Here is a 20,876-nt window from a genome sequence, read left to right on the forward strand (position 1 = left end):
AACCAGGAATTTCTATGTCAGACACCACCAGCCTGCACTGGCAATGCGCCAGTTTCGATGAACTCAGCAATTTCCAGCTGCATCAGATTTACCAGGCGCGCAACGCCGTATTTATCGTGGAGCAAAATTGCCCTTATCAGGATATCGACGGCAAAGATCCGCATTCCCATCACCTGATCGCGTGGGGCAAAGACCATCAGCTGGCCGCTTATCTACGCATTGTTCCCGCCGGCATCAGCTTTACCGAAGCCTCCCTGGGACGGGTGTTGAGTACACAGGCATGGCGCGGTACAGGGGTCGGCAAAGCCCTGATTGCCAATGGCATCGCCGCCTTGCACAGACTGTATCCGGCAGCGCCGGTACGGATTGGCGCCCAGGCTTATCTGGAAAAATTCTATGCCGGTTTCGGCTTTCAGACGGTGTCCGGTATCTATCTGGAAGACGATATACCGCACATCGAAATGCTGCTGACGTCTGTTCTGTAAAACCGCCTGGAGCGTGCACCGGACTTTTCCACTATAATGCTGACAAATCAATGACTTACTGAATTTTTACTATGCCGGTTGCAACACTCTCCCCCGAAACACCTTTCGTTAATATCTCGGCCTACAAATTTGTCACCTTCGACGATACCGCAGAAAAACGCCAGGCCTTCATCGACAAATGCAAAGAATTAAATCTGAAAGGCACAGTTCTGCTGACCCCGGAAGGCATCAATATGTTCCTCGCCGGTTTGCGCCATGAAATTGACGCTTACATGGACTGGCTGCATCAGGATCCGCGCTTTGCCGATGTGGTGGCAAAAGAAAGCTTTTCAGACCGCCAACCGTTTACCAAGCTGCTGGTCAAGCTGAAAGCAGAAATCATCACCATGCGTATGCCGCTGATCAAACCGGAAGAAGGCCGCGCGCCAGCCGTGAATGCGCAGACACTCAAACGCTGGCTGGATCAGGGGCATGACGATAACGGCAAGCCCGTCGTCATGGTCGATACCCGTAACGACTTTGAAGTCGACGTCGGCAGTTTCGACAACACGATTGACTACCGTATTGCGAAATTCACCGAGTTTCCCAAAGTGATCGAAGAACACCGCGACGAGCTCAACGACAAAACCGTAGTGACCTTCTGCACCGGCGGCATCCGCTGTGAAAAAGCAGCCATTCACATGCAGAACGTCGGCTTCCAGAGCGTCTATCAGCTCGAAGGTGGCATCCTCAAATATTTTGAGGAAGTAGGCGGCGACCACTATCACGGCGACTGCTTCGTGTTCGATTACCGCACCGCACTCAATCCACAACTCGAAGCGACCGACACCAAACAGTGTTTTGCCTGCCGCGCCGTCGTGACGCCACGCGAACAATTGTCACCGTGGTATATCCCCGGCGAATCCTGCCCGCATTGTAAGAAAAAATATTCCGCGCATACAGAATCTGTCTGAATTGCGGATGTATAAATATCTGCAACGCAAACCAAGCCAGATCGACATTGAGACGGATACACACTCTTCCAGTATTTTTTATATCCGATTGCAATTATTTCTGGTTTTCTACAAAAAAAATACCGCAAAAAAAATGCGGTATTTTTTTGACTCAATGCACAGTCTTTTGCCAAAGACGGATGACCCGGCAAAAGCGATGACAATGAATCAGCGGAATTTCTGCGCCACTTCAGCAATACGTTTGCCAAACAGTTTGGCCGTTTCCAGATCGCCGGGCAGCGGGCCTTCTTCCGGTGTGGAATCGGAAGGAGACTGCGTCATCAGGCCGCTGAAACTGCCGACGTAGTTGATGTCGTTGCGCTGAGCTGCCTTGCTGTTGGCTGGCATCAGGCCAGTGCCGACCCAGATCATAGAATGCTGCTGGGACAGGGTGAACAGGTAATGCAGGGTGGACAGCTTGTCGCCGTTCATGGTGGCCGAGTTGGTGAAACCAGCCGCGATTTTGTCTTTCCATTGCTGGCTGAACCAGGGTTTGGAAGACGCATCGGCAAATTTTTTGAATTGCCAGGAAACCGTTCCCATGTAGGTCGGTGAACCGAATACGATGGCATCGGCGGCAGCCAGGCTGGCCCACTGCGCATCGCTGATATTGCCTTCTGCGTTGATCGCGATCAACTCTGTTGCGGCGCCGGCTGCTGCTGCACCGGCCTGCACTGCTTCTGCCGCCTTGGTGGTATGACCATAACCAGAGTGGTACACAATTGCTACTGTTGTCATTTCATGCTCCTAGTTGAAAAGCGGACTCGCCGCCATTAGTAAGGTAAATCAAAAACCAGCACTTCTGCCTGCTTGCCTGCAGACAAGTGCAAACTGCTTTCATCCTGCAATTTAACGGCGTCGCCTTCCTGCAATGGCACGCCGTTGACACTCAGTGCGCCGCGCGCCAGATGCACATAGGTCAGCCGTTGCGGCGACAAACGGATGTCTGCCTGCTGATCGCCATCGAACAGACCGATATAGAGCCGTGCATTCTGGCGGATAGCTACAGAATCCTGCTCACCATCGGGCGAAGCCACCAGCCGCAACTGTCCGTTTTTCTCAGCGGCGCTGAAGGTTTTTTCGTTGTAACGCGGCGCCTTGCCCAGCACATCCGGCTCAATCCAGATTTGCAGCAGACGGGTATGCTCTGATGGGGAAGGGTTAAACTCCGAATGGCGCACTCCGGTGCCTGCGCTCATGTATTGCACGTTACCGGGCCGGATGGTGCTGCCGTTGCCCATGCTGTCCTGATGCGCAATCGCTCCTTCCAGCACGTAGGTGATGATTTCCATATTCTGGTGCGGATGAGTGCCGAATCCCATGCCCGGCGCAATCCAGTCATCGTTAATCACCCGCAGAGGGCCAAAACCCATGTGCTGCGGATCGTAATAATCGGCAAATGAAAAACTGTGATACGACTTCAGCCAGCCATGTTCGGCATAACCGCGTTCGTGGGCACGTCTGACACTGATCATAATGAAATCCATTCAAAAAATTTGACATATTGATCTCAATATATACAATCACATCAAGCAATATAAGGTGATTTTTTACAATAACTCATTCAAATTTATTGAATACATGAACCTGACACTGGAAGCATTGCAAATTCTGGATGCGATTGACCGCAAAGGCAGCTTTGCAGGTGCGGCGGCGGCGCTGGATAAAGTGCCATCAGCCATCACTTACAGCATCCGCAAGCTGGAAGAAGATCTGGATGTGCTGCTGTATGACCGTCGCGGTCACAAGGCCAAGCTGACGATTGCCGGCGAAGAGCTGCTGATGCAGGGCAGGCATCTGCTGAGCGCTGCGCAGGAACTGGAAAATCACGTCAAGCGTGCTGCCAGCGGGTGGGAAGCGGAACTCAGGATCGTACTGGATGGCGTGATCCGTTTTGATGATCTCATTCCGCTGATCCAGGAATTTGAACAACATGGCTGCGGCACCCGCATCCGGATCTCGCAAGAGGTATTGTCAGGCGTCTGGGAAAGCATGGTGTCAGGCCGGGCCGACCTCGCCATCGGCGCTGCCCATGACGGCCCTGATGCTATCCGCATGCGTGGCGATTTTCAGTCACGGGTATTGGGCAATATCGACTGGGTATTTGCCGTCGCACCACAGCACCCGCTCGCCAGCGCAGCCGAGCCGTTGACGCCCACCCTGCTGCAGGCGCACCGTGCTGTCGCGGTCGGTGATACCGGACTAACCCTGCCCAGCATGACCGCCGGCCTGCTGACCGGGCAGGATACACTGACGGTACCATCGATACAGGCCAAACTGTCGGCACAGCTGGCGGGGCTTGGTTGCGGACATCTGCCGCGCCGCATTGCACAGCCGTATCTGGAGGCCGGAACGCTGATCGAAAAGCAGACCACCAACAGCCGGCCAGCCGGCAATAACCGCATCGTCTGGCGTACAGGCGACAAGGGAAAAGCGCTGAAATGGTTTGTACAGAAACTCAGCGACCCGATGGTGCAGAAAATGCTGCTCGGCGCATAAGAGCCGGGCTGCTTCACGAACGTTGAACAGTTTGATACGGATGCAGGCAACCAATCATTTTTCCCGAGCGGCAAACTACACCGGCCGGTTTGCCCCTTCGCCAACCGGCCCTTTGCACATGGGCTCGCTGGTGGCGGCAATGGCCAGTTATCTGGATGCACAAGCGCAGCACGGACACTGGCTGGTGCGGATCGAGGATCTGGATTTTGACCGCAACGTCCCCGGGGCCGATCAGCAGATATTGCATTCGCTGCAGCGTTGCGGCATGCAGTGGGATGGCGAGGTGGTCTGGCAAAGCCGGCGTCAGGCATTGTATGCCACAGCACTGCAGCAACTCGGCACGCAAGTCTATCCCTGCGCCTGCTCACGCAAGGAAATTGCCGACTCCCTCCTGCGCAGCGGTGCAACGACAGGAACCGCCGCCAGCCAGATTTATCCGGGCACGTGCCGCCACGGCCTGGCTGCCGGAAAAACTCCGCGTGCCTGGCGTCTGCGCGTACCGGATGGCGATGCCGCCGTATTTCGCTTTACCGACCGGCTATGCGGACCGCAAGTGCAGAATCTGGCCACCGAGGTCGGTGATTTTGTCCTGAAGCGCGCCGATGGCTTCTGGGCGTATCAGCTTGCGGTGGTGGTGGACGATGCTGCGCAGGGCATGACGCATGTGGTGCGCGGTGCAGACCTGCTGGATTCAACGGCACGCCAGATGTATCTGCAGCAACTGCTGGGGTTGCCGGTTCCCCGCTATTTGCATGTACCGGTGGTCACCAATGCCGACGGTGAGAAGCTGTCGAAACAAACCGGTGCTCTGGCCTTTGACCGCGGCGATAACGATCTGCTGCACGAAGCGCTGATACCGGCAGCACGTTTTCTGGGCTTAATCATTGGCGACAACATCACCACCATTCCGGCGTTCTGGCATGCTGCGATCTCCGCCTGGCAACGCAAGCTGGCGCAGGCCGGACAACAGGCAGACCCGCAGCTCACGTCGCACGGGTCTGGCTAATAGGGTCAATTCAGTGCCCGTTGTGATGCTGTGGTTTGACGACCTGCACTTCCACGGCCGGATGCTGATGCATTTCATGCCCGGCATGATGTGACTGCGCATCAGGAGCAGCGGCGCTGTCTGCACGTACCGGCTCGCCGGGATCACCGCTGTACTCATAAGCCGCCGTTCCTGCAGGCTGGCGATACCAGCCCGGGTCCCGGTAATCGCCCGGCTTCTGATTTTTCCGAACTTTCATCACACTGAACATGCCTCCCATTTCAAGACTGCCGAACGGTCCCTCGCCAGTCATCATCGGCAGAGTATTTTCCGGCAACGGCATGGACATCATGCCCATTTCTGCCATCCCGTTTTGCCCCATCGCCATGTAAGAAGGAATCAGTTTACTGATTTTTTCTGCCAGATTCTGTTGCTGCACACCAAGCATGGTTGGCACACTATGGCCCATCGCATTCATGGTGTGATGGCTCTTATGGCAGTGCAGCGCCCAGTCGCCCTCCTCGTCGGCGATCAGTTCGATCTGGCGCATCTGGCCGACGCCGATATCGGTCGTCACTTCCGGCCAGCGGGCCGCTTTCGGTATGGCGCCGCCATCGGTTCCGGTGACCATGAATTCATGACCGTGCAGGTGAATCGGATGATTGGTCATCGTCAGATTGCCGACCCGGATCCGGACCCGGTCGTTTTGCCGCACGTTCAGACTGTCGATACCTGGAAAAACGCGGCTATTCCACGACCACAGATTGAATTCGGTCATGGTGGCGATATTCGGCCGGGAAGCGCCCGGTTCAATATCGTAGGCATTGATCAGGAAGGCGAAATCACGATCCACCTCGGCAATCAGGGGGTGCCGGCCTTTTGGATGGGTGATCCACAAGCCCATCATCCCCATCGCCATCTGCGTCATTTCATCAGCGTGCGGGTGATACATGAAGGTGCCGGGACGGCGCGCCACGAATTCATAGACATAGGTTTTTCCCGGCGCTACCGGCGGCTGGGTCAGACCGGACACACCATCCATGCCATTCGGCAGGCGCTGACCGTGCCAATGCATGCTGGTATGTTCCGGCAGCCGGTTGGTCAGAAAAATTCTGACCCGGTCGCCCTCGACCACCTCGATCGTCGGCCCCGGACTCTGGCCGTTATATCCCCACAGGTGGGCAATCATGCCGGGAGCCATCTCGCGTGCGACGGGTTCGGCCATCAGATGAAACTCCTTCACCCCCTGTCGCATGCGCCACGGCAGCGTCCAGCCATTCAAGGTCACGACCGGCTGATAAGGCCGCCCGGTCTGCGGCATCAGCGGCGGCATGGTATCCGGGCTTTGCCGGGTTACAGCCTCCGGTAATGCTGCCAGCGCCACCCGGCTCACTGCACTGGCCGCCAGTGCACCGCCTGCAATGCCAGCGGTCTTAAAAAAATCTCGTCTTGAGTTCATCATTATCTTTCCTGTATCGGCATCTGCTGCGCCGGAACCATCAATGTGTGTTGTTTGTTGCTACAGCCGTAACGGCGGCACTCACCGTCAGATTGGCCGGTGTGCCGGTCAGCTCTGCCTGCAGCGTGGCGTCGTCCAGCCAGAACTGTTGTTCGGTATTGATAGCCGCAATGACGCTGGCAATCTGTTCCCGGGCTTCGCCCAGCAGCTCAAACACGCCAATCAGCATGCCGTTGTAACGCAGCTGATTTTCGTCAGCAATACGCTGTCGCAACGGCAGGATTTCCCGGTGATAGTGCTGCGCAATATCGTAGCTGCGCAGATAGGCGGAATACGCTTCGCGCAGGCTGGATGCAGCATTGCGGGTGATTTGCTCCAGCCGGTAACTGGCCGCCAGCGTTTGTGCATTCATCGCTTCGCGCTGCAATTGTCCGGTATCAAAAACCGGCAGACGCACAGCTACTTCCACCCCGCGCCGGGCTTCACTGCCAGCAGATGAAGCCGCAAATACAGTGTCGCGTTTGACTGTCAGCTCCAGGTCGGTCAGGCTGGTGATGCTGTTTAAGCCTTGCTGCCGCATGGCGTTTTCAAACTGTGCCTGCGCCAGCCGCACATCGAGCCGGGTCTGCGACGCCGTTGCTGCTAATTGCCCGGCAGCCACTGGTGCGGCGGGCAATTCGGGTAAATGCGATGGTAAACGCAATTGTTGTTGCTGCTTCTCGTCCAGTCCCAGCAAGCGCACCAGCACTTCCCTTGCAGCAAATTGCCGATGCCGGGCAGCAGCCAGCTGGGTAGCGGCATCAGCGTGAAATGCCTGCTGTCTGGCTGCCTGCAAGGTGCTGAAATTGCCTGTCTTGCGCATACGCTGCGCCAGCTCGGCACCGGCCTCTGCCAGTTCGCTGACTTGCTGCGCGTACAGCAAAGCCTGCTGCGCGGCGACGGCCTTCACCCAGGCAGCGCGAACCTGCGCCAGCCGGTCCACCACATCCATGCTGAGTTGCAGCCGGGTTTGCTGCAAACGGCTTTGTGCTATCGATTTTCGCTGCGGCAGGGTCAGCAGATCAAGAAGACCAACGCTGATCGCTCTGGCGATATCAAGCTCGTCCGGCAAACGGCTGCGTTCAAAGCGAAACCAGAGATTCACCGGATTGCCGCTCTGAACCGCGGCAGCACCATCGGCCCAGTATTGCGCCAGCATGGCCTGCATGGCAGGGCTGTTTGCCAGCGCCACCGACACCGCTGCCGGCTGCGTCAGCTCCTGTTGCAGCAATTCGTCTGCGCTGGCACGCAATTGCGCCATCTGGCCGGGATATTGCGCCAGCCGGAGCCGGGATTGCGTCATCGCAGCCAGATCCTGATTGATCTGGCCGATCGCCTGTTCAGGCTGGAAACTGCTGCAGGCCGTCAGTAGCCAGGCAGCAGGAAGAAACCACAAGGCAGAACGCCGGGTTAATGAAAACATACATCCTCGTCATAGAAAAATTCGATCTGCCCTGGGCAGATCATTGAGATACTGTGTAACGTGTCACGTTGCCACACGCCACCGCATTCCGCCGCTGCGGAATGCGGTCAGAGAAGAATGATTGTCAGTCTGGGCGGACGCTCTGGCAGCCGTACCAGAGCCGGGGAAAATGCGGAGAATGCCGCACCATTCATCGCTGCCGTCAGCGAGTGCTGCGACATGAAAAGGGGAGCGCTCGTCATTGCCAGTCCGGTACAGCAGGCAGAAGACAGATCTTTGCAATGATCTGACAAACCGGATTTCTGATGATGCCCTAACCCGCCTGACGGGAGATCACCAAAAACCGGCTGGCGGTCAGATGCAGCGACGGGATGAAATGCTCCGGCGGTCTGGAATGCTTCTGCACAATGCGCTTCCGCCGCGACTGACAAGCTGCCAACAGGAAACGACATACCGATTGCAGCAAAGCCACGCGCGGGCAGCAGCAGTATCAGCACAATCAGCAGGAATCGCCATGGTTCTCGTTTCATGCGACGAAACTTACCATAAATCGGCATCCCATTCCATGCACCGGATCAAACGGCAGCGCATGGTCTGCGCAGCCTCAGGCAGCCACTAATCCCCAGGCCAGCATCAACATAATGCCGCCGATCAGGCTGTCCAGTACGCGCCAGGCCCGGGGTCTGGCAAATACGGGAGCCAGCAGGCGCGCCCCGAAACCCAGTGCTGTAAACCAGATGACCGCGTTGGCGATCGCACCGCCGGCAAACCAGTATTTACCCGAACCCGGCATCTGGCCGCCGATCGCGCCCAACAAAATGACCGTATCCAGATACACATGGGGATTCAGTAATGTCACCGCCAACACCGATCCGGCAGCCTGACGCCCGGTCAGCGCAATACCGCCCCGCTCTGCCCGGAGGCTTTCCCCACGCCAAGCCGCCTGCCAGGAGCGAAGCCCATACCAGCTGAGAAACAACGCACCACCCCAGCGGGCTGCTGTCAGCAATACCGGGCTGGCTGCCACCAGTCGTCCCATTCCGGCCACGCCCGTCAGTATCAGCAATGCTTCACAGGCAATACAGATCAACACTGTCAGCGCCACATGCTCACGGCGCAGCCCCATCCGCAGCACATGGGCATTTTGGGAGCCGATGGAGACGATCATGCCTGCGCTGAGGCTCAGGCCCTTCATGAAAAAAGTTAACACCCCTGGATTCCTTTCCCCTCTCATGGGGAGATGTTTGTCAGGCGCACATTGTGGTGTCGCGATCGTCAAATTTGAAGTAAATTTAAAATATTTTCAGACCCATTAATTTTTCTTAATATAAATACCGATGAACTCTCTTCCCCGGCTTGACAGCAAACAATGCGAAGCTTTTCTGACTGTCATTGACTGCGGCAGCTTTGAGCAAGCCGCACTGACACTGCATCTGACTGCCTCTGCGGTTTCGCAACGGGTGAAAGCATTGGAAATACAGTCGGGTACCACACTGCTGGTGCGCAGCCGCCCCTGCCGCGCCACACCGGCAGGCCAGAAATTACTGCAGCATCTGCGCCGCATTGCGGAAATGGAACGCGATCTGCAGCTCGAGCTGCGCGGTGCGAGCCATGCTCCGGTCAGCATCGCGCTGGCCGTGAATGCCGACAGTCTCGACAGCTGGACACTTCCAGCCCTGTCGGATTTATTAACCGGGGAACAGATTCTGCTCGACCTGACGATTGATGACCAGGAGCATACCGATGAATTGCTCTCCAGCGGCATGGTGCTGGGCTGCATTTCCGCCAAAAACGATGCCATGCGTGGCTGCATCGCAGAGCCACTGGGTGTGATGCGTTATCACGCAGTAGCGACGCGGACATTCTGCGATCGCTGGTTCCCGCAGGGCATGACACGCAGTGCAGCCTGCGATGCGCCGGTACTGAATTTCAATCGCAAAGACCGGCTGCAAGCCGATTTTCTGATGCAGCACTTTGGCCTGCATGAAACCGCCTGCACGGCACATTTCATTCCGGCGACCAGCGCCTATCTTCGTGCGGTTTGTCTGGGTCTGGGCTGGGGGATGATCCCCGATCTGATGCTGGATCAGCTGCCTGCGGGAACAACGCTGGTCCAACTGATGCCGGCGCACCCGGTCGATGTGGCGCTGTACTGGCATCACTGGAAAATACAGACGCCTCGCCTCGCCCGTCTTTCTGCGGCGTTGGTGAACCACGCGCGGGAAATATTATTGCAGCGATAACCGCCTGCATCATGTCAGACTGTCAGCTCGCAATGATCGTTGCTGCTGAATGATCTGCCGCCGGCTGCACCTGATTGCGGCCATGATGCTTGGCAAAATACAGCCATTCATCCGCACGTTGTATCAACATCTCCGGCGTATCATTCTGTGCTTTTTCGGCAACGCCAAAACTGGCTGTGATATTCAGCACGCGACCATCGGCGATCTGGATTTTCAAATGCTGCTCCACCTGCAGACGCATCCGTTCCGCGGCTTCAATCGCGGCGGTCAAACTTGTCTCCGGCAGCACCACGATGAATTCCTCGCCGCCGTAGCGTACCAGCCAGTCCACATCGGCGCGCAGTTCCGACTGCAAGCATTCCGCAAAGGCCACCAGCACCTGATCTCCGGCGGTGTGCCCGTACAGATCATTGACCGATTTAAAAAAATCGATATCGCAAAAAATCAGCGCCAGCGCCCGTTCATAACGTACAGCCCGTTGCATTTCTCCCGGCATCCTTTCGTTGAGCATCATCCGGTTGTAACAACCGGTCAAGCCATCCGTCATCGACAGCTGGCGCAGCTTTGCCATAGCACGCTCCAGTCTCCGTGTGCGATCAGCCACCACGGCATCCTGATTGTCGATATGCTTCTGTATGCTGTCCTGCATGATACGAAAACCGTCGACCACCAGATCAATCTCGTTATACCGGTGACCCGGCGGCATGGTTAATTCCAGTCGGGTTGACAAGCGATTGGCCTGTAGGTTTTTCACAAAATCAGCCAGCTGGCGCATCGGTTTTTCGAGCTCCCGACGCAATATCGAAATCAGCGCCACCAGGATAAAAATTGCCAGCAATACCACCTCAATCAGGACGATCAGAAAACTCCGGATCAGCTCACCGCGCAGCTCAGCGCGATTAATCACCAACTCCATGGTGCCGACTTGACGCCCGTCACCAGCGGGGGACGGAATCGAAAACAACAGGCGCTCGCTGCTCGTTTCAGGTATGACCGTACCGGCGGCAAACTGCTGGCCAGTACTGGCCCTGATCTGCACATGGGCGATATGCGGATTCTGCACCAGCAAAGCCATTTGCTTGCGTATCGTTTCCGGCTCAATATCCCAGATCGCCAGCGCCAGCAAAGGCAAATGCGTATGCGCGACATCCTGAATGGTCATGTTGAAATTACGCTCGATTGCGCTGTAATTCAACCAGGCCTGCAAGCTGCTGAAACCGAAAATACAAAGAATCACCCATTTGAAAACACTGCGGACAAGCTGACTGGCGATCGGCTGAAAAAGTCGGGGTTTCATTTTCGGGAAACGGCCTGAGGTGTCTGTATGAGCAATTGCCGGAAACTGAAATCATACTTTTTCAGCAAAGGATTGAGTACCTTGCTGAATTTCCTGAAATTGACTTTATCGAAATTCATTTGTCCGAACAGCATCTGAAAATGCCGGGCTTCCTCTTTGTTGAACAAGATGAACATCGGACGGTTCAGCTCCAGCCCTTCATCAATGAAGTCGCGTCCGTAGTGATAGTCATACAGCATCACCAGACCGAATGCGCCGGCAATAAAATGACCGCCAGCCAGTGCCGTCATGCTGCCATCTTCTATCGCTGTCATCGCTTCCTGTGACGTGTTGATACCGCTGAACAGTGCATCGGTTCCCGGTTTTCCACCCTGCGCACGCCAGCTGTCCATTGCACCAAACGCCATCAGGTCATTTCCCGCCCAGATCAGCCGCGCCTGCGGATGGCGCTTATACAACCATTCGCTCTGCTCCCTGGCTTTGGCGCGATTCCATTCGCCGTAGACTTCCTGATCGATCACGACATTTTTTTCCTCAGCCACAGCCTGCCGCATTCCTTCATTGCGACGTAATGAGGTCGGCGTGGAGCGGTCTCCGGCAATCACCAGCATATGCAGTTTGCCGTCAGGCGCTGTCAGATGTTCTGCCATCCCCCGTTCAAACAAGGCACGTGCAGTCAGATAGCCGGCATCGGTGGCACGTGGTTCCAGCGAACCGAGCCAGCCCTTGAATTGCTGTCGGGGTTGCGGCATCGGCACCTTGCCGGTAGTATCATGCAGGCCGCTGAATGCGAGGAAAGTCTTGATATTCGCCGTGTCCAGCGTGCGGATCACCTCCAGACCGGTCGAGTAATCGTTCGAGAAAATCACATAGTCAGGCCGCTGCGCCGCCGGTCTGGCAGCGATTTGCCGTGCAAATTCCAGTGCCCGCAGATGATTGCGTTCGATGTACATGATTTCCAGGTCGATGTCGAGATTTTTAGCTGCGGCCGACATGCTATTGGCCGCGGTCTGCCAGTAGATTTCATCATGCTTTCCCGGATTCAGAAAAATCACGGACATCGCCATGACCCGCAGCGGCAGCAGCATGGCAATCAGCATCAGAACAAGCGTTGACAAACGCATTCGGGACAACATCTGGCACTCCTCCTGATCCGGTCATTCCCGGTAAACAATGGCGGTGTAAGCACAGCGCTGTAAGGTGCGTTGTTCCGCAACACCGTGATTGGATTCAATATTTCCTGTCAGCCAGCCTCCTCAAGCCACTCCGGAAGCGGTGCAAAAAGCAGGACGTTCAGTTTATACCGATATTTTCCCTGTTTTTCCGGCAATAAAACCTTGCTTCACAAAAACTCACATTGTGTGCTCGAGATCAAACAGTTTTTCTATTGATACGGATGATTTTTTTATTCATACGACGATGGAAATATTATTACAGCCATCAGAACCATGATCGGCAAAACATGCAACGTCACTGCCACGAATATGCCAAAAGGTATGCAAAAAAATAGGAAAAGAGATATTCGCCAGCCGATGTGCCAGCGGAATCAGTCGGCACCAGGACGCACTGCACCAAACAGGGCAGCCTGTTGCTGTGATTGCTGCGACAGTTTATCGCAGGCCAGTGTGCATAAAACATACACCGAACTATCCATGGCTTGATAATAAACAGTGTTGCCACGCGCTTCACGCCTCAGCATACCGTGCTGAGTCAGCGCATGCAGGTGTCGCGAAATGTTTGCCTGCGAACAATGGCACTGTTGTGCCAGCGCACCGACATTTAACTCCTGGTCACGCAGCAGGTACAGAATACGCAGGCGGGTCGGCTCTGCCAGCATGGCGAAATGCTTTGCTAAGGCGACATAAGCCAGGTCGGAATCATCCTGTACAGAACGACACATTTTCAGATCGGCCATCGCTCAGGACTTTTTAAAAATTTATGAAGATCAGCATTACCGTAAAAAACATAAAATATATATTTGCGCATTCATGCAAATAACTATATAATGATTTTACTTTAAGTGCAATCTTATTCTTGCAACCCGCCATTCAGGAGATCCGATCATGACCCGCACTGCCATTCGCCTTGCTGCATTGACGTTTGCAGGCACTTTGCTGAGCCACCTCCCGCTTGCCCAGGCGGCAGGTCTTGTCGTAGAGCCAGTGCGTTCCAGTCAGGAAGGGCAACGCTATCAGGCAGACGGTGTTGTCGAGGCCGTACGGCAAAGTGTGATTTCGGCGCAAATTTCCGGCGCCATCGTGCAATTGCCGGTGAAAGCCGGCGATGCCGTGAAAGCCGGGCAGGTTCTGGTGCGGATTGATGCCCGCGCCGCCAATCAGGAAGCCAGCGCCAGCCGCGCTCAGGTAGATGCGGCACGGGCTGCATTGCAGGTGGCAAGCAAGGATTTTGAACGCCAGAAACAGCTGTTTACCAAAAACTACATCAGTCAGGCGCAGTTAGACCGCGCCGAATCACAGTACCAGAGCGCCAGTGCCCAAGCCAATGCGCAACTGGCACAGGCAGCTGCCGTACAGACTCAATCCGGCTTCTACACGCTCACCGCACCTTACAGCGGCCTGCTGAGCGACGTCCCCATCACAATGGGCGATATGGCAATGCCAGGGCGCCCATTGATGACTGTCTACGATCCGTCAGCGATGCGGGTCAGCGTCACTGTGCCACAGGAAAAAGCTGCCCAGCTGGCGACAGGTCAGACAGTGCGGGTTGCCGTCACTGGTTTGCCTGAAGCGCAGCGCTGGATCAGCGCGACCAAAGTCACTGTTTTACCCGCTGCCGACGCAGCAACCCATACCGTGCAGGTCAGGCTGGACTTACCGGCCAGTCTGCCCGGACTGACGCCCGGCATGTTTGCCCGCGCCAGCCTGCCGGTGAATGCGCCGCTCAACACCAGGGAAGCAGCCCGCCTGTTCGTTCCTGCCAAAGCCGTTTTCCGGCGCGCTGAACTGTATGCCGTATATGTCGTCAATGCGCAGGGCAAGCCCTTGCTGCGCCAAGTAAGACCCGGTGCCGTCAATGGCGGTGAACAGGAAATCCTGAGCGGAGTGGTTGCCGGCGAACAGGTCGCCACCGACCCGCTGGCTGCTGCCGCTGTTTCTGCCGGAAAATAAGGAGCCGCCAATGAAAACCACTCTGGGTATTTCCGGTCGGATCGCTGCATTCTTCCAGTCGGCGCAGATCACACCGCTGCTGGCGCTGGTGGCCTTTTTACTGGGTCTGTTTGCAATACTCGTCACGCCACGCGAAGAAGAGCCTCAGATCAACGTCACGATGGCGAATGTGCTGATTCCATTTCCCGGTGCCTCGGTTGCCGATGTGGAGCAGATGGTCAGCATTCCTGCCGAACAGGTATTAAGTCAGATTAACAATGTCGAGCATGTGACCTCGGTATCCCGCCCCGGACTGGCGATCATCACGGTGCAGTTTGAAGTCGGCGTTCCCCGCACCGAGGCGCTGGTGCGCCTGTATAACACGGTACACAGCAACCGTGACTGGCTGCCCGCCAATCTGGGGACGCAAGAACCGCTGATCAAACCCAAAGGTATTGACGATGTACCCATCGTTTCACTCACGCTGTGGAGTAAAAACCCGCAGACCGGCGCGTTTGACCTGGAGCAGATCGCCCACAGTATCGAAGCCGATCTGAAACGGGTGCCCGGCACACGCGAAGTCATGACGACCGGCGGCCCCGGGCGCGCCATCAACATTGAAATCGACCCGCAGCGACTGGCTGCCAGCGGCCTGACCGTCAGCGACCTGCGCAACAGCCTGCAGGCCGCCAATCTGGGCTTGCCAGCCGGCGAGCTGCTGGCGGGGAATCAGTCGGTCTCCATTGAATCCGGCCCTTTCCTGAGTAACGCGCAGCAGGTCGGTGAACTGGTGGTGGGCGTCAGCGCAGGCAAGCCCGTATTCCTGCAGGATGTCGCCGCAGTCAGTGATGGTGCCTTACCGGCTGCACGCTATGTCTGGCACGGCACAGCCGGAAAAACCGGCGCCGAGTATCCGGCCGTCACTATCGCTGTTACCAAAAAGCCGGGCCAGAATGCCGTTGATGTCGCCAATGCCGTCATCGCACGTGCCGACAATCTGCGCAATAGCGTGATTCCGGCCGGCGTGGAAGTCAGCACCACCCGCAACTACGGCCAGACCGCTGACGACAAGGCCAAAAAGCTGATTCAGAAATTGCTGTTTGCCACCGCTTCGGTAGTTGCACTGGTGTTTTTGGCGCTGGGCCGGCGCGAGGCAGCCATCGTCGGTACAGCCGTCATCCTGACATTGACTGTGACGCTGTTTGCATCCTGGGCATGGGGCTTTACCCTGAACCGGGTATCCCTGTTTGCGCTGATTTTTTCGATCGGTATTCTGGTGGATGACGCGATTGTCGTCGTCGAAAATATCCATCGGCATCAGGCGCTGTTTTCTGAAAAAACGCTGCGGCAGATCATTCCCGGTGCGGTCGATGAAGTCGGCGGTCCGACCATTCTGGCAACGCTGACCGTCATCGCTGCCCTGCTGCCGATGGCATTTGTCAGCGGCCTCATGGGCCCATACATGAGCCCGATTCCGATCAATGCCAGCATGGGTATGCTGCTGTCGCTCGCGATTGCCTTCATCGTCACCCCCTGGCTTGCCAGCCTGTGGATGAAAGAAGGTCATCATGCAGCTGGTGGCATGGCTGACAAACTGCGCCCGCTGTTTACCCGCGTATTCCGGCCGTTTCTGGATGAGCGTACCGGCACCGGTAACCGCCGCAAGCTGGGACTGGGCGTCGCCGTGCTGATTGCACTGTCTGTCGCACTACCGGTCATCGGACTGGTGCAGTTAAAGATGCTGCCGTTTGACAATAAATCTGAATTTCAGGTCATGGTCGATATGCCAGCAGGAACGCCGGTTGAACAAACGGCTGCCGTACTGCATGAGCTCGGCGTCTATCTGCAGACCGTGCCGGAAGTCAGTGACTATCAGGCATATGCCGGCACCTCCGGTCCGATTAATTTCAACGGACTGGTACGTCAGTACTATCTGCGTGCCGGCGGTGAAGTCGGTGACATTCAGGTGAATCTGGTCGACAAGCATCATCGCAGCGAGCAAAGCCACGCGATTGCCACCAGAGTGCGTCCGGCCTTGCAGAAAATTGCCCGCGCTTATGCCGCGAATGTAAAAATCGTCGAAGTGCCGCCTGGTCCGCCAGTGCTGTCGCCGATTGTGGCAGAAATTTACGGTCCAACGCCGGAAGGCCGCCGCCAGCTTGCCAAGTCAGTACGGGGAGTGTTTGAAAAAACTGCCGGTATTGTCGATGTGGACGACAACAGCATTGCCAATGCTCCGCGCAAGATACTGCTGGTCGATCGTCGCAAAGCAGCGCAGCTCGGCATTTCCCAGGCAGCGATTGTCAGCACGCTGCGTGCCGGACTGGCAGGTGAAGCCGCCAGTTATCTGCATGACGAAACCAAGTATCCGGCATCGCTGAATCTGCATCTGCCCCCCGCACAACAAGGCAGTCTGGACACGCTGCTAGCGCTCGGCGTCAGAAATGCCAAAGGCGGGATTGTCCCTATCCGCGAACTGGTCAGCATCAGCGACGAATTACGTGAGCAGCCCCGTTACCATAAAGACGGACTGGGCGTGAACTTTGTGGTTGCCGACATGGCAGGAAAAATCGACAGCCCCTTGTACGGCATGTTTGGCATGCGTCATGCAATCGGTCAGCTGACCGCCCCTGACGGTGGCCGTATTGAAGAATACTTCATCCATCAGCCAGTCGACCCATATCGTGGATTCAGTCTGAAATGGGATGGCGAATGGCAGGTCACCTATGAAACATTCCGCGACATGGGGGCCGCCTATGGCGTCGGCCTGATCCTGATTTATCTGCTGGTGGTGGCGCAGTTCGGCTCCTATCTGACACCGCTGATTATCATGGCGCCGATTCCGCTGACCATCATCGGCGTGATGCCCGGCCACGCCCTGCTCGGCGCGCAATACACCGCCACCAGCATGATCGGCATGATTGCGCTGGCCGGCATCATCGTGCGCAATTCGATTCTGCTGGTTGACTTCATTCATGTGCAGCTTGCCGAAGGCATGGCGTTCAAAGACGCGGTGGTGAATTCCGCGATCACCCGCGCCCAGCCAATCGCCCTGACCGGTCTGGCCGCAATGATGGGGGCCTTTTTTATTCTCGATGATCCGATCTTCAACGGTCTCGCGATTTCGCTGATTTTCGGGATTTTTGTTTCCACCCTGCTGACACTGGTGGTGATTCCGCTGCTGTATTACGCCGCGTATCAGCGCCGTTACAGCACGCCGGTTTAAACGTTTTTATCGCTGCTTGATGTTTGTTATTTGTATGTTTTACATGTTTTTTTAACCGTTTGTTTGACACTGAAGGAGTCTGATCATGACCAGCTGGCAAGTCGTCCGTATCGTTGCAGGATTTTTTATCTTACTGAGCCTGGCGCTCGGCATTCCGGAAAGCCCGGTTTTTGTCAATCAGTGGTGGCTGGGTTTCACCGCATTTGTCGGCATCAATCTGTTCCAGAGCGGCTTCACCAAGTGGTGCCTGATGGAAAATATCCTGCGCAAACTCGGCATCCGTCCCGGCTGCTGATGTTCATTCTGAGTCTCTGAGTCCCACATAAGAAGGAGCGATCATGCACCTCGTCTGCCCGCATTGCACAGCCACCAACCGGATTCCTGATGAACGTCTGTCCGATCAGCCCGTCTGCGGTCAGTGCGGGCACGCACTGATGGCCGCCAAACCGGTCGCCATCAGCGATCAGGCGCTGCCCAAATTCCTGGCAAAAACCGAGTTGCCGGTGCTGATCGACTTCTGGGCTGAATGGTGCGGCCCCTGCCGCGCCATGGCCCCCCAATTTGCCGAAGCCGCACGCCAGATGCCCGGAATCCGTTTCGTCAAAGTCGATAGCGACGCCGCCCCTGCCGCCAGCCAGCAGTTTGCTATCCGCAGCATCCCGACGCTGGTGCTGATGCACCACGGCCGCGAACTGGGTCGCCAGAGTGGCGCCATGCCAGCCTCGCAACTGCTGGCATGGGCACGCCAGTTGCTGGGGCAATAACCCCCAAATTCCCGTCCGCCACCGGCACAGGCGCATGAACAATGCGCCCTGTTCACTCACGCACAAAGCTATTTCAAAAAAGAAAATTCAAAAAAGTAAAGCGACATCACCTTCACAATGGCAACGCAACGCTCTAATTCTTTGATTTTTAAAACTATTTTCAAATTCTTCACTTTTCTTTCTTGAAAAGCAGCTACCCCGCCCATATAATTAGCACTCGTTGGGATAGAGTGCTAACAACGCCATTCCCCACCTCTGAATAAACATTTTAGCAATTACTCGCAAATTTAAAGGAGCTTGTATGAACCTTCGTCCTCTGCACGATCGTCTGATCGTTAAACGTCTGGATCAGGAAACTAAAACCGCTTCCGGTATCGTTCTGCCTGACGCTGCAGCTGAGAAACCAGACCAGGGTGAAGTATTGGCCGTTGGTGCTGGCAAACAATTGGATAACGGCACAGTACGTGCGCTGGAAGTAAAAGTCGGCGACCGCGTATTGTTCGGAAAATATTCCGGTCAGGCAGTCAAAGTTGACGGTCAGGAAGTTCTGGTCATGCGTGAAGAAGACATCTTCGCGATCGTACAGAAATAATTTACATTCCTAAGCACTTAGATATCCTCAAGATTCTGGAGAAAATAACATGGCAGCTAAACAAGTGGTATTTGGCGATGACGCACGCGCGAAGATCGTCAATGGCGTAAACGTTCTGGCAAATGCAGTAAAAGTCACTCTGGGCCCTAAAGGCCGTAACGTGGTTCTGGAACGCTCTTTCGGCGCGCCGACAGTCACTAAAGACGGTGTATCCGTTGCGAAAGAAATCGAACTGAAAGACAAACTGGAAAACATGGGCGCGCAGCTCGTGAAAGAAGTGGCTTCCAAAACGTCTGACAACGCTGGTGACGGCACGACAACAGCAACTGTACTGGCACAAGCGATCGTCCGCGAAGGCTTCAAATACGTTGCAGCAGGTTACAACCCAACTGACCTGAAGCGCGGTATCGACAAGGCAGTGACTGCTTTGGTTGCAGAAGTCAAAACTCTGTCCCGCCCAACGACAACCAACAAAGAAATCGCTCAGGTTGGTTCTATCTCTGCGAACTCTGATGCAGATATCGGCGACATCATTGCCAACGCAATGGACAAAGTCGGTAAAGAAGGCGTGATCACCGTTGAAGATGGAAAATCTCTGAACAACGAACTCGACATCGTTGAAGGTATGCAGTTCGACCGCGGCTACCTGTCGCCATACTTCATCAACAACCCGGAAAAACAAGCTGTTATTCTGGAAAATCCATTCATCCTGCTGTTCGACAAAAAAATCTCGAACATCCGCGATCTGCTGCCAGTACTGGAGCAAGTTGCTAAGTCCGGCCGTCCACTGCTGATCATCGCTGAAGACGTCGATGGCGAAGCACTGGCAACTCTGGTGGTCAACAACATTCGCGGTATCCTGAAAACAGCGGCGGTGAAAGCACCTGGCTTCGGTGATCGTCGTAAAGCGATGCTGGAAGACATCGCTATTCTGACTGGCGGTAACGTGATCGCTGAAGAAGTTGGTCTGACACTGGAAAAAGCAACGCTGACAGATCTGGGTCAGGCTAAACGCGTAGAAATCGGTAAAGAAAACACCACCGTGATCGACGGCGCTGGTCAGGCTATCAACATCGAAGCACGCGTTAAACAAATCCGCGCGCAAATCGAAGAAGCGACTTCTGACTACGACCGCGAAAAACTGCAAGAACGCGTTGCCAAACTGGCAGGCGGCGTTGCAGTGATCAAGGTTGGTGCAGCCACCGAAGTTGAAATGAAAGAGAAAAAAGCCCGCGTTGAAGACGCTCTGCACGCAACCCGTGCAGCCGTTGAAGAAGGCGTGGTTCCTGGCGGTGGCGTTGCCCTGTTGCGCGCACGCTCTGCGGCTGGCGAAATCAAAGGCGACAACCATGATCAGGACGCCGGCATCAAGCTGGTCTTGAAAGCAATCGAAGCGCCACTGCGCGAAATCGTAGCGAACGCCGGCGGCGAGCCAAGCGTTGTAGTCAACGCAGTAGTGAACGGTTCCGGCAACTACGGCTTCAACGCAGCAAACGACACCTATGGCGATATGATCGAAATGGGTATTCTGGATCCAGCCAAGGTCACACGTTCCGCTCTGCAAAACGCGGCTTCCGTTGCAAGTCTGATCCTGACAACTGATGCACTGGTTGCTGAACTGGCAGAAGACAAGCCAGCAGCGGGTGGCATGGGCGATATGGGTGGTATGGGCGGCATGGGTGGTATGGGCGGCATGATGTAATACCCCCTTGTACGCGCAGTTTTCCTGCGTCGCACAAAAAAAGCCTTGCATGTATTTGCAAGG

At 55.7% G+C, this 20,876-nt stretch carries 20 protein-coding genes; 11 read left to right on the forward strand and 9 right to left on the reverse strand.

Annotation, left to right across the window (positions count from 1 at the left end; all coding sequences use genetic code 11):
- Positions 1-14 precede the first annotated feature (14 nt).
- The gene (locus tag HV832_RS05485) at positions 15-485 is read left to right on the forward strand and encodes a GNAT family N-acetyltransferase (RefSeq protein WP_176802569.1); all 471 of its coding nucleotides are present in this window, start codon (positions 15-17) and stop codon (positions 483-485) included.
- 71 nt (positions 486-556) lie between these two features.
- A complete protein-coding gene (locus HV832_RS05490) occupies positions 557-1,438 on the forward strand; it encodes a sulfurtransferase (RefSeq protein WP_176802570.1) in 882 nt (293 codons plus the stop codon).
- Positions 1,439-1,645: 207 nt separating this feature from the next.
- Here the strand turns inward: HV832_RS05490 and HV832_RS05495 are convergent, their stop codons facing one another.
- Entirely contained in the window at positions 1,646-2,215 is a 570-nt protein-coding gene (locus HV832_RS05495; protein ID WP_176802571.1) for a flavodoxin family protein, read from the reverse strand.
- Between the two features lie 35 nt (positions 2,216-2,250).
- Positions 2,251-2,952: a pirin family protein gene (locus tag HV832_RS05500; RefSeq protein WP_176802572.1), complete on the reverse strand. Its 702-nt coding sequence runs from the start codon at positions 2,950-2,952 to the stop codon at positions 2,251-2,253.
- A 106-nt stretch (positions 2,953-3,058) separates the two neighbouring features.
- On the opposite strand from HV832_RS05500, the gene HV832_RS05505 reads away from it, so the two are divergent.
- Together HV832_RS05505 and gluQRS are read left to right on the forward strand one after the other, a co-directional pair.
- A complete protein-coding gene (locus HV832_RS05505; RefSeq protein ID WP_176802573.1) occupies positions 3,059-3,976 on the forward strand; it encodes a LysR family transcriptional regulator in 918 nt (305 codons plus the stop codon).
- A 40-nt stretch (positions 3,977-4,016) separates the two neighbouring features.
- Positions 4,017-4,982 (forward strand): tRNA glutamyl-Q(34) synthetase GluQRS, encoded by a 966-nt coding sequence (gene gluQRS / locus HV832_RS05510; RefSeq protein WP_176802574.1) that lies wholly within the window; start codon positions 4,017-4,019, stop codon positions 4,980-4,982.
- 10 nt (positions 4,983-4,992) lie between these two features.
- Here gluQRS and HV832_RS05515 read toward each other — a convergent pair whose 3' ends face one another.
- From HV832_RS05515 to HV832_RS05530, 4 genes are all read right to left on the reverse strand, one after another.
- Positions 4,993-6,420 (reverse strand): multicopper oxidase family protein, encoded by a 1,428-nt coding sequence (locus HV832_RS05515; protein WP_176802897.1) that lies wholly within the window; start codon positions 6,418-6,420, stop codon positions 4,993-4,995.
- Between the two features lie 40 nt (positions 6,421-6,460).
- Positions 6,461-7,882, reverse strand: coding sequence for a TolC family protein (locus HV832_RS05520; RefSeq protein WP_176802575.1), 1,422 nt, complete (start codon positions 7,880-7,882; stop codon positions 6,461-6,463).
- A 107-nt stretch (positions 7,883-7,989) separates the two neighbouring features.
- A complete protein-coding gene (locus HV832_RS05525) occupies positions 7,990-8,412 on the reverse strand; it encodes a hypothetical protein (protein WP_176802576.1) in 423 nt (140 codons plus the stop codon).
- 74 nt (positions 8,413-8,486) lie between these two features.
- Positions 8,487-9,092 (reverse strand): LysE/ArgO family amino acid transporter, encoded by a 606-nt coding sequence (locus tag HV832_RS05530; RefSeq protein WP_399310307.1) that lies wholly within the window; start codon positions 9,090-9,092, stop codon positions 8,487-8,489.
- Positions 9,093-9,219: 127 nt separating this feature from the next.
- On the opposite strand from HV832_RS05530, the gene argP reads away from it, so the two are divergent.
- The gene (gene argP, locus HV832_RS05535) at positions 9,220-10,125 is read left to right on the forward strand and encodes an HTH-type transcriptional regulator ArgP (RefSeq protein ID WP_176802578.1); all 906 of its coding nucleotides are present in this window, start codon (positions 9,220-9,222) and stop codon (positions 10,123-10,125) included.
- Between the two features lie 22 nt (positions 10,126-10,147).
- On the opposite strand, the gene HV832_RS05540 is transcribed toward argP, so the two are convergent.
- From HV832_RS05540 to HV832_RS05550, 3 genes are all read right to left on the reverse strand, one after another.
- Positions 10,148-11,422 carry a sensor domain-containing diguanylate cyclase gene (locus tag HV832_RS05540; RefSeq protein ID WP_176802579.1) on the reverse strand — a complete coding sequence of 425 codons (1,275 nt, stop codon included), beginning with the start codon at positions 11,420-11,422 and terminating at the stop codon, positions 10,148-10,150.
- The gene (locus tag HV832_RS05545) at positions 11,419-12,558 is read right to left on the reverse strand and encodes an ABC transporter substrate-binding protein (protein WP_223827199.1); all 1,140 of its coding nucleotides are present in this window, start codon (positions 12,556-12,558) and stop codon (positions 11,419-11,421) included. Before HV832_RS05545 ends, HV832_RS05540 begins: the two co-directional genes overlap by 4 nt.
- 410 nt (positions 12,559-12,968) lie before the next feature.
- Positions 12,969-13,322, reverse strand: coding sequence for an ArsR/SmtB family transcription factor (locus HV832_RS05550; protein ID WP_176802580.1), 354 nt, complete (start codon positions 13,320-13,322; stop codon positions 12,969-12,971).
- A gap of 163 nt (positions 13,323-13,485) precedes the next feature.
- Here HV832_RS05550 and HV832_RS05555 point away from each other — a divergent pair, with 163 nt between their 5' ends.
- From HV832_RS05555 to groL, 6 genes are all read left to right on the forward strand, one after another.
- Positions 13,486-14,550 (forward strand): efflux RND transporter periplasmic adaptor subunit, encoded by a 1,065-nt coding sequence (locus tag HV832_RS05555; protein WP_176802581.1) that lies wholly within the window; start codon positions 13,486-13,488, stop codon positions 14,548-14,550.
- 10 nt (positions 14,551-14,560) lie between these two features.
- Positions 14,561-17,755 (forward strand): efflux RND transporter permease subunit, encoded by a 3,195-nt coding sequence (locus tag HV832_RS05560; protein ID WP_176802582.1) that lies wholly within the window; start codon positions 14,561-14,563, stop codon positions 17,753-17,755.
- Positions 17,756-17,840: 85 nt separating this feature from the next.
- Positions 17,841-18,050, forward strand: coding sequence for a YgaP family membrane protein (locus HV832_RS05565; RefSeq protein WP_176802583.1), 210 nt, complete (start codon positions 17,841-17,843; stop codon positions 18,048-18,050).
- Between the two features lie 43 nt (positions 18,051-18,093).
- Entirely contained in the window at positions 18,094-18,519 is a 426-nt protein-coding gene (trxC, locus tag HV832_RS05570) for a thioredoxin TrxC (protein ID WP_176802584.1), read from the forward strand.
- Positions 18,520-18,820: 301 nt separating this feature from the next.
- A complete protein-coding gene (groES, locus tag HV832_RS05575) occupies positions 18,821-19,111 on the forward strand; it encodes a co-chaperone GroES (RefSeq protein ID WP_176802585.1) in 291 nt (96 codons plus the stop codon).
- Between the two features lie 49 nt (positions 19,112-19,160).
- Positions 19,161-20,813 (forward strand): chaperonin GroEL, encoded by a 1,653-nt coding sequence (gene groL / locus HV832_RS05580; protein WP_176802586.1) that lies wholly within the window; start codon positions 19,161-19,163, stop codon positions 20,811-20,813.
- Positions 20,814-20,876: the final 63 nt, after the last annotated feature.

It is taken from the genome of Cognatundibacterium oligocarboniphilum, assembly GCF_013377855.1.
Lineage (GTDB): Bacteria > Pseudomonadota > Gammaproteobacteria > Burkholderiales > Burkholderiaceae_D > Undibacterium > Undibacterium oligocarboniphilum.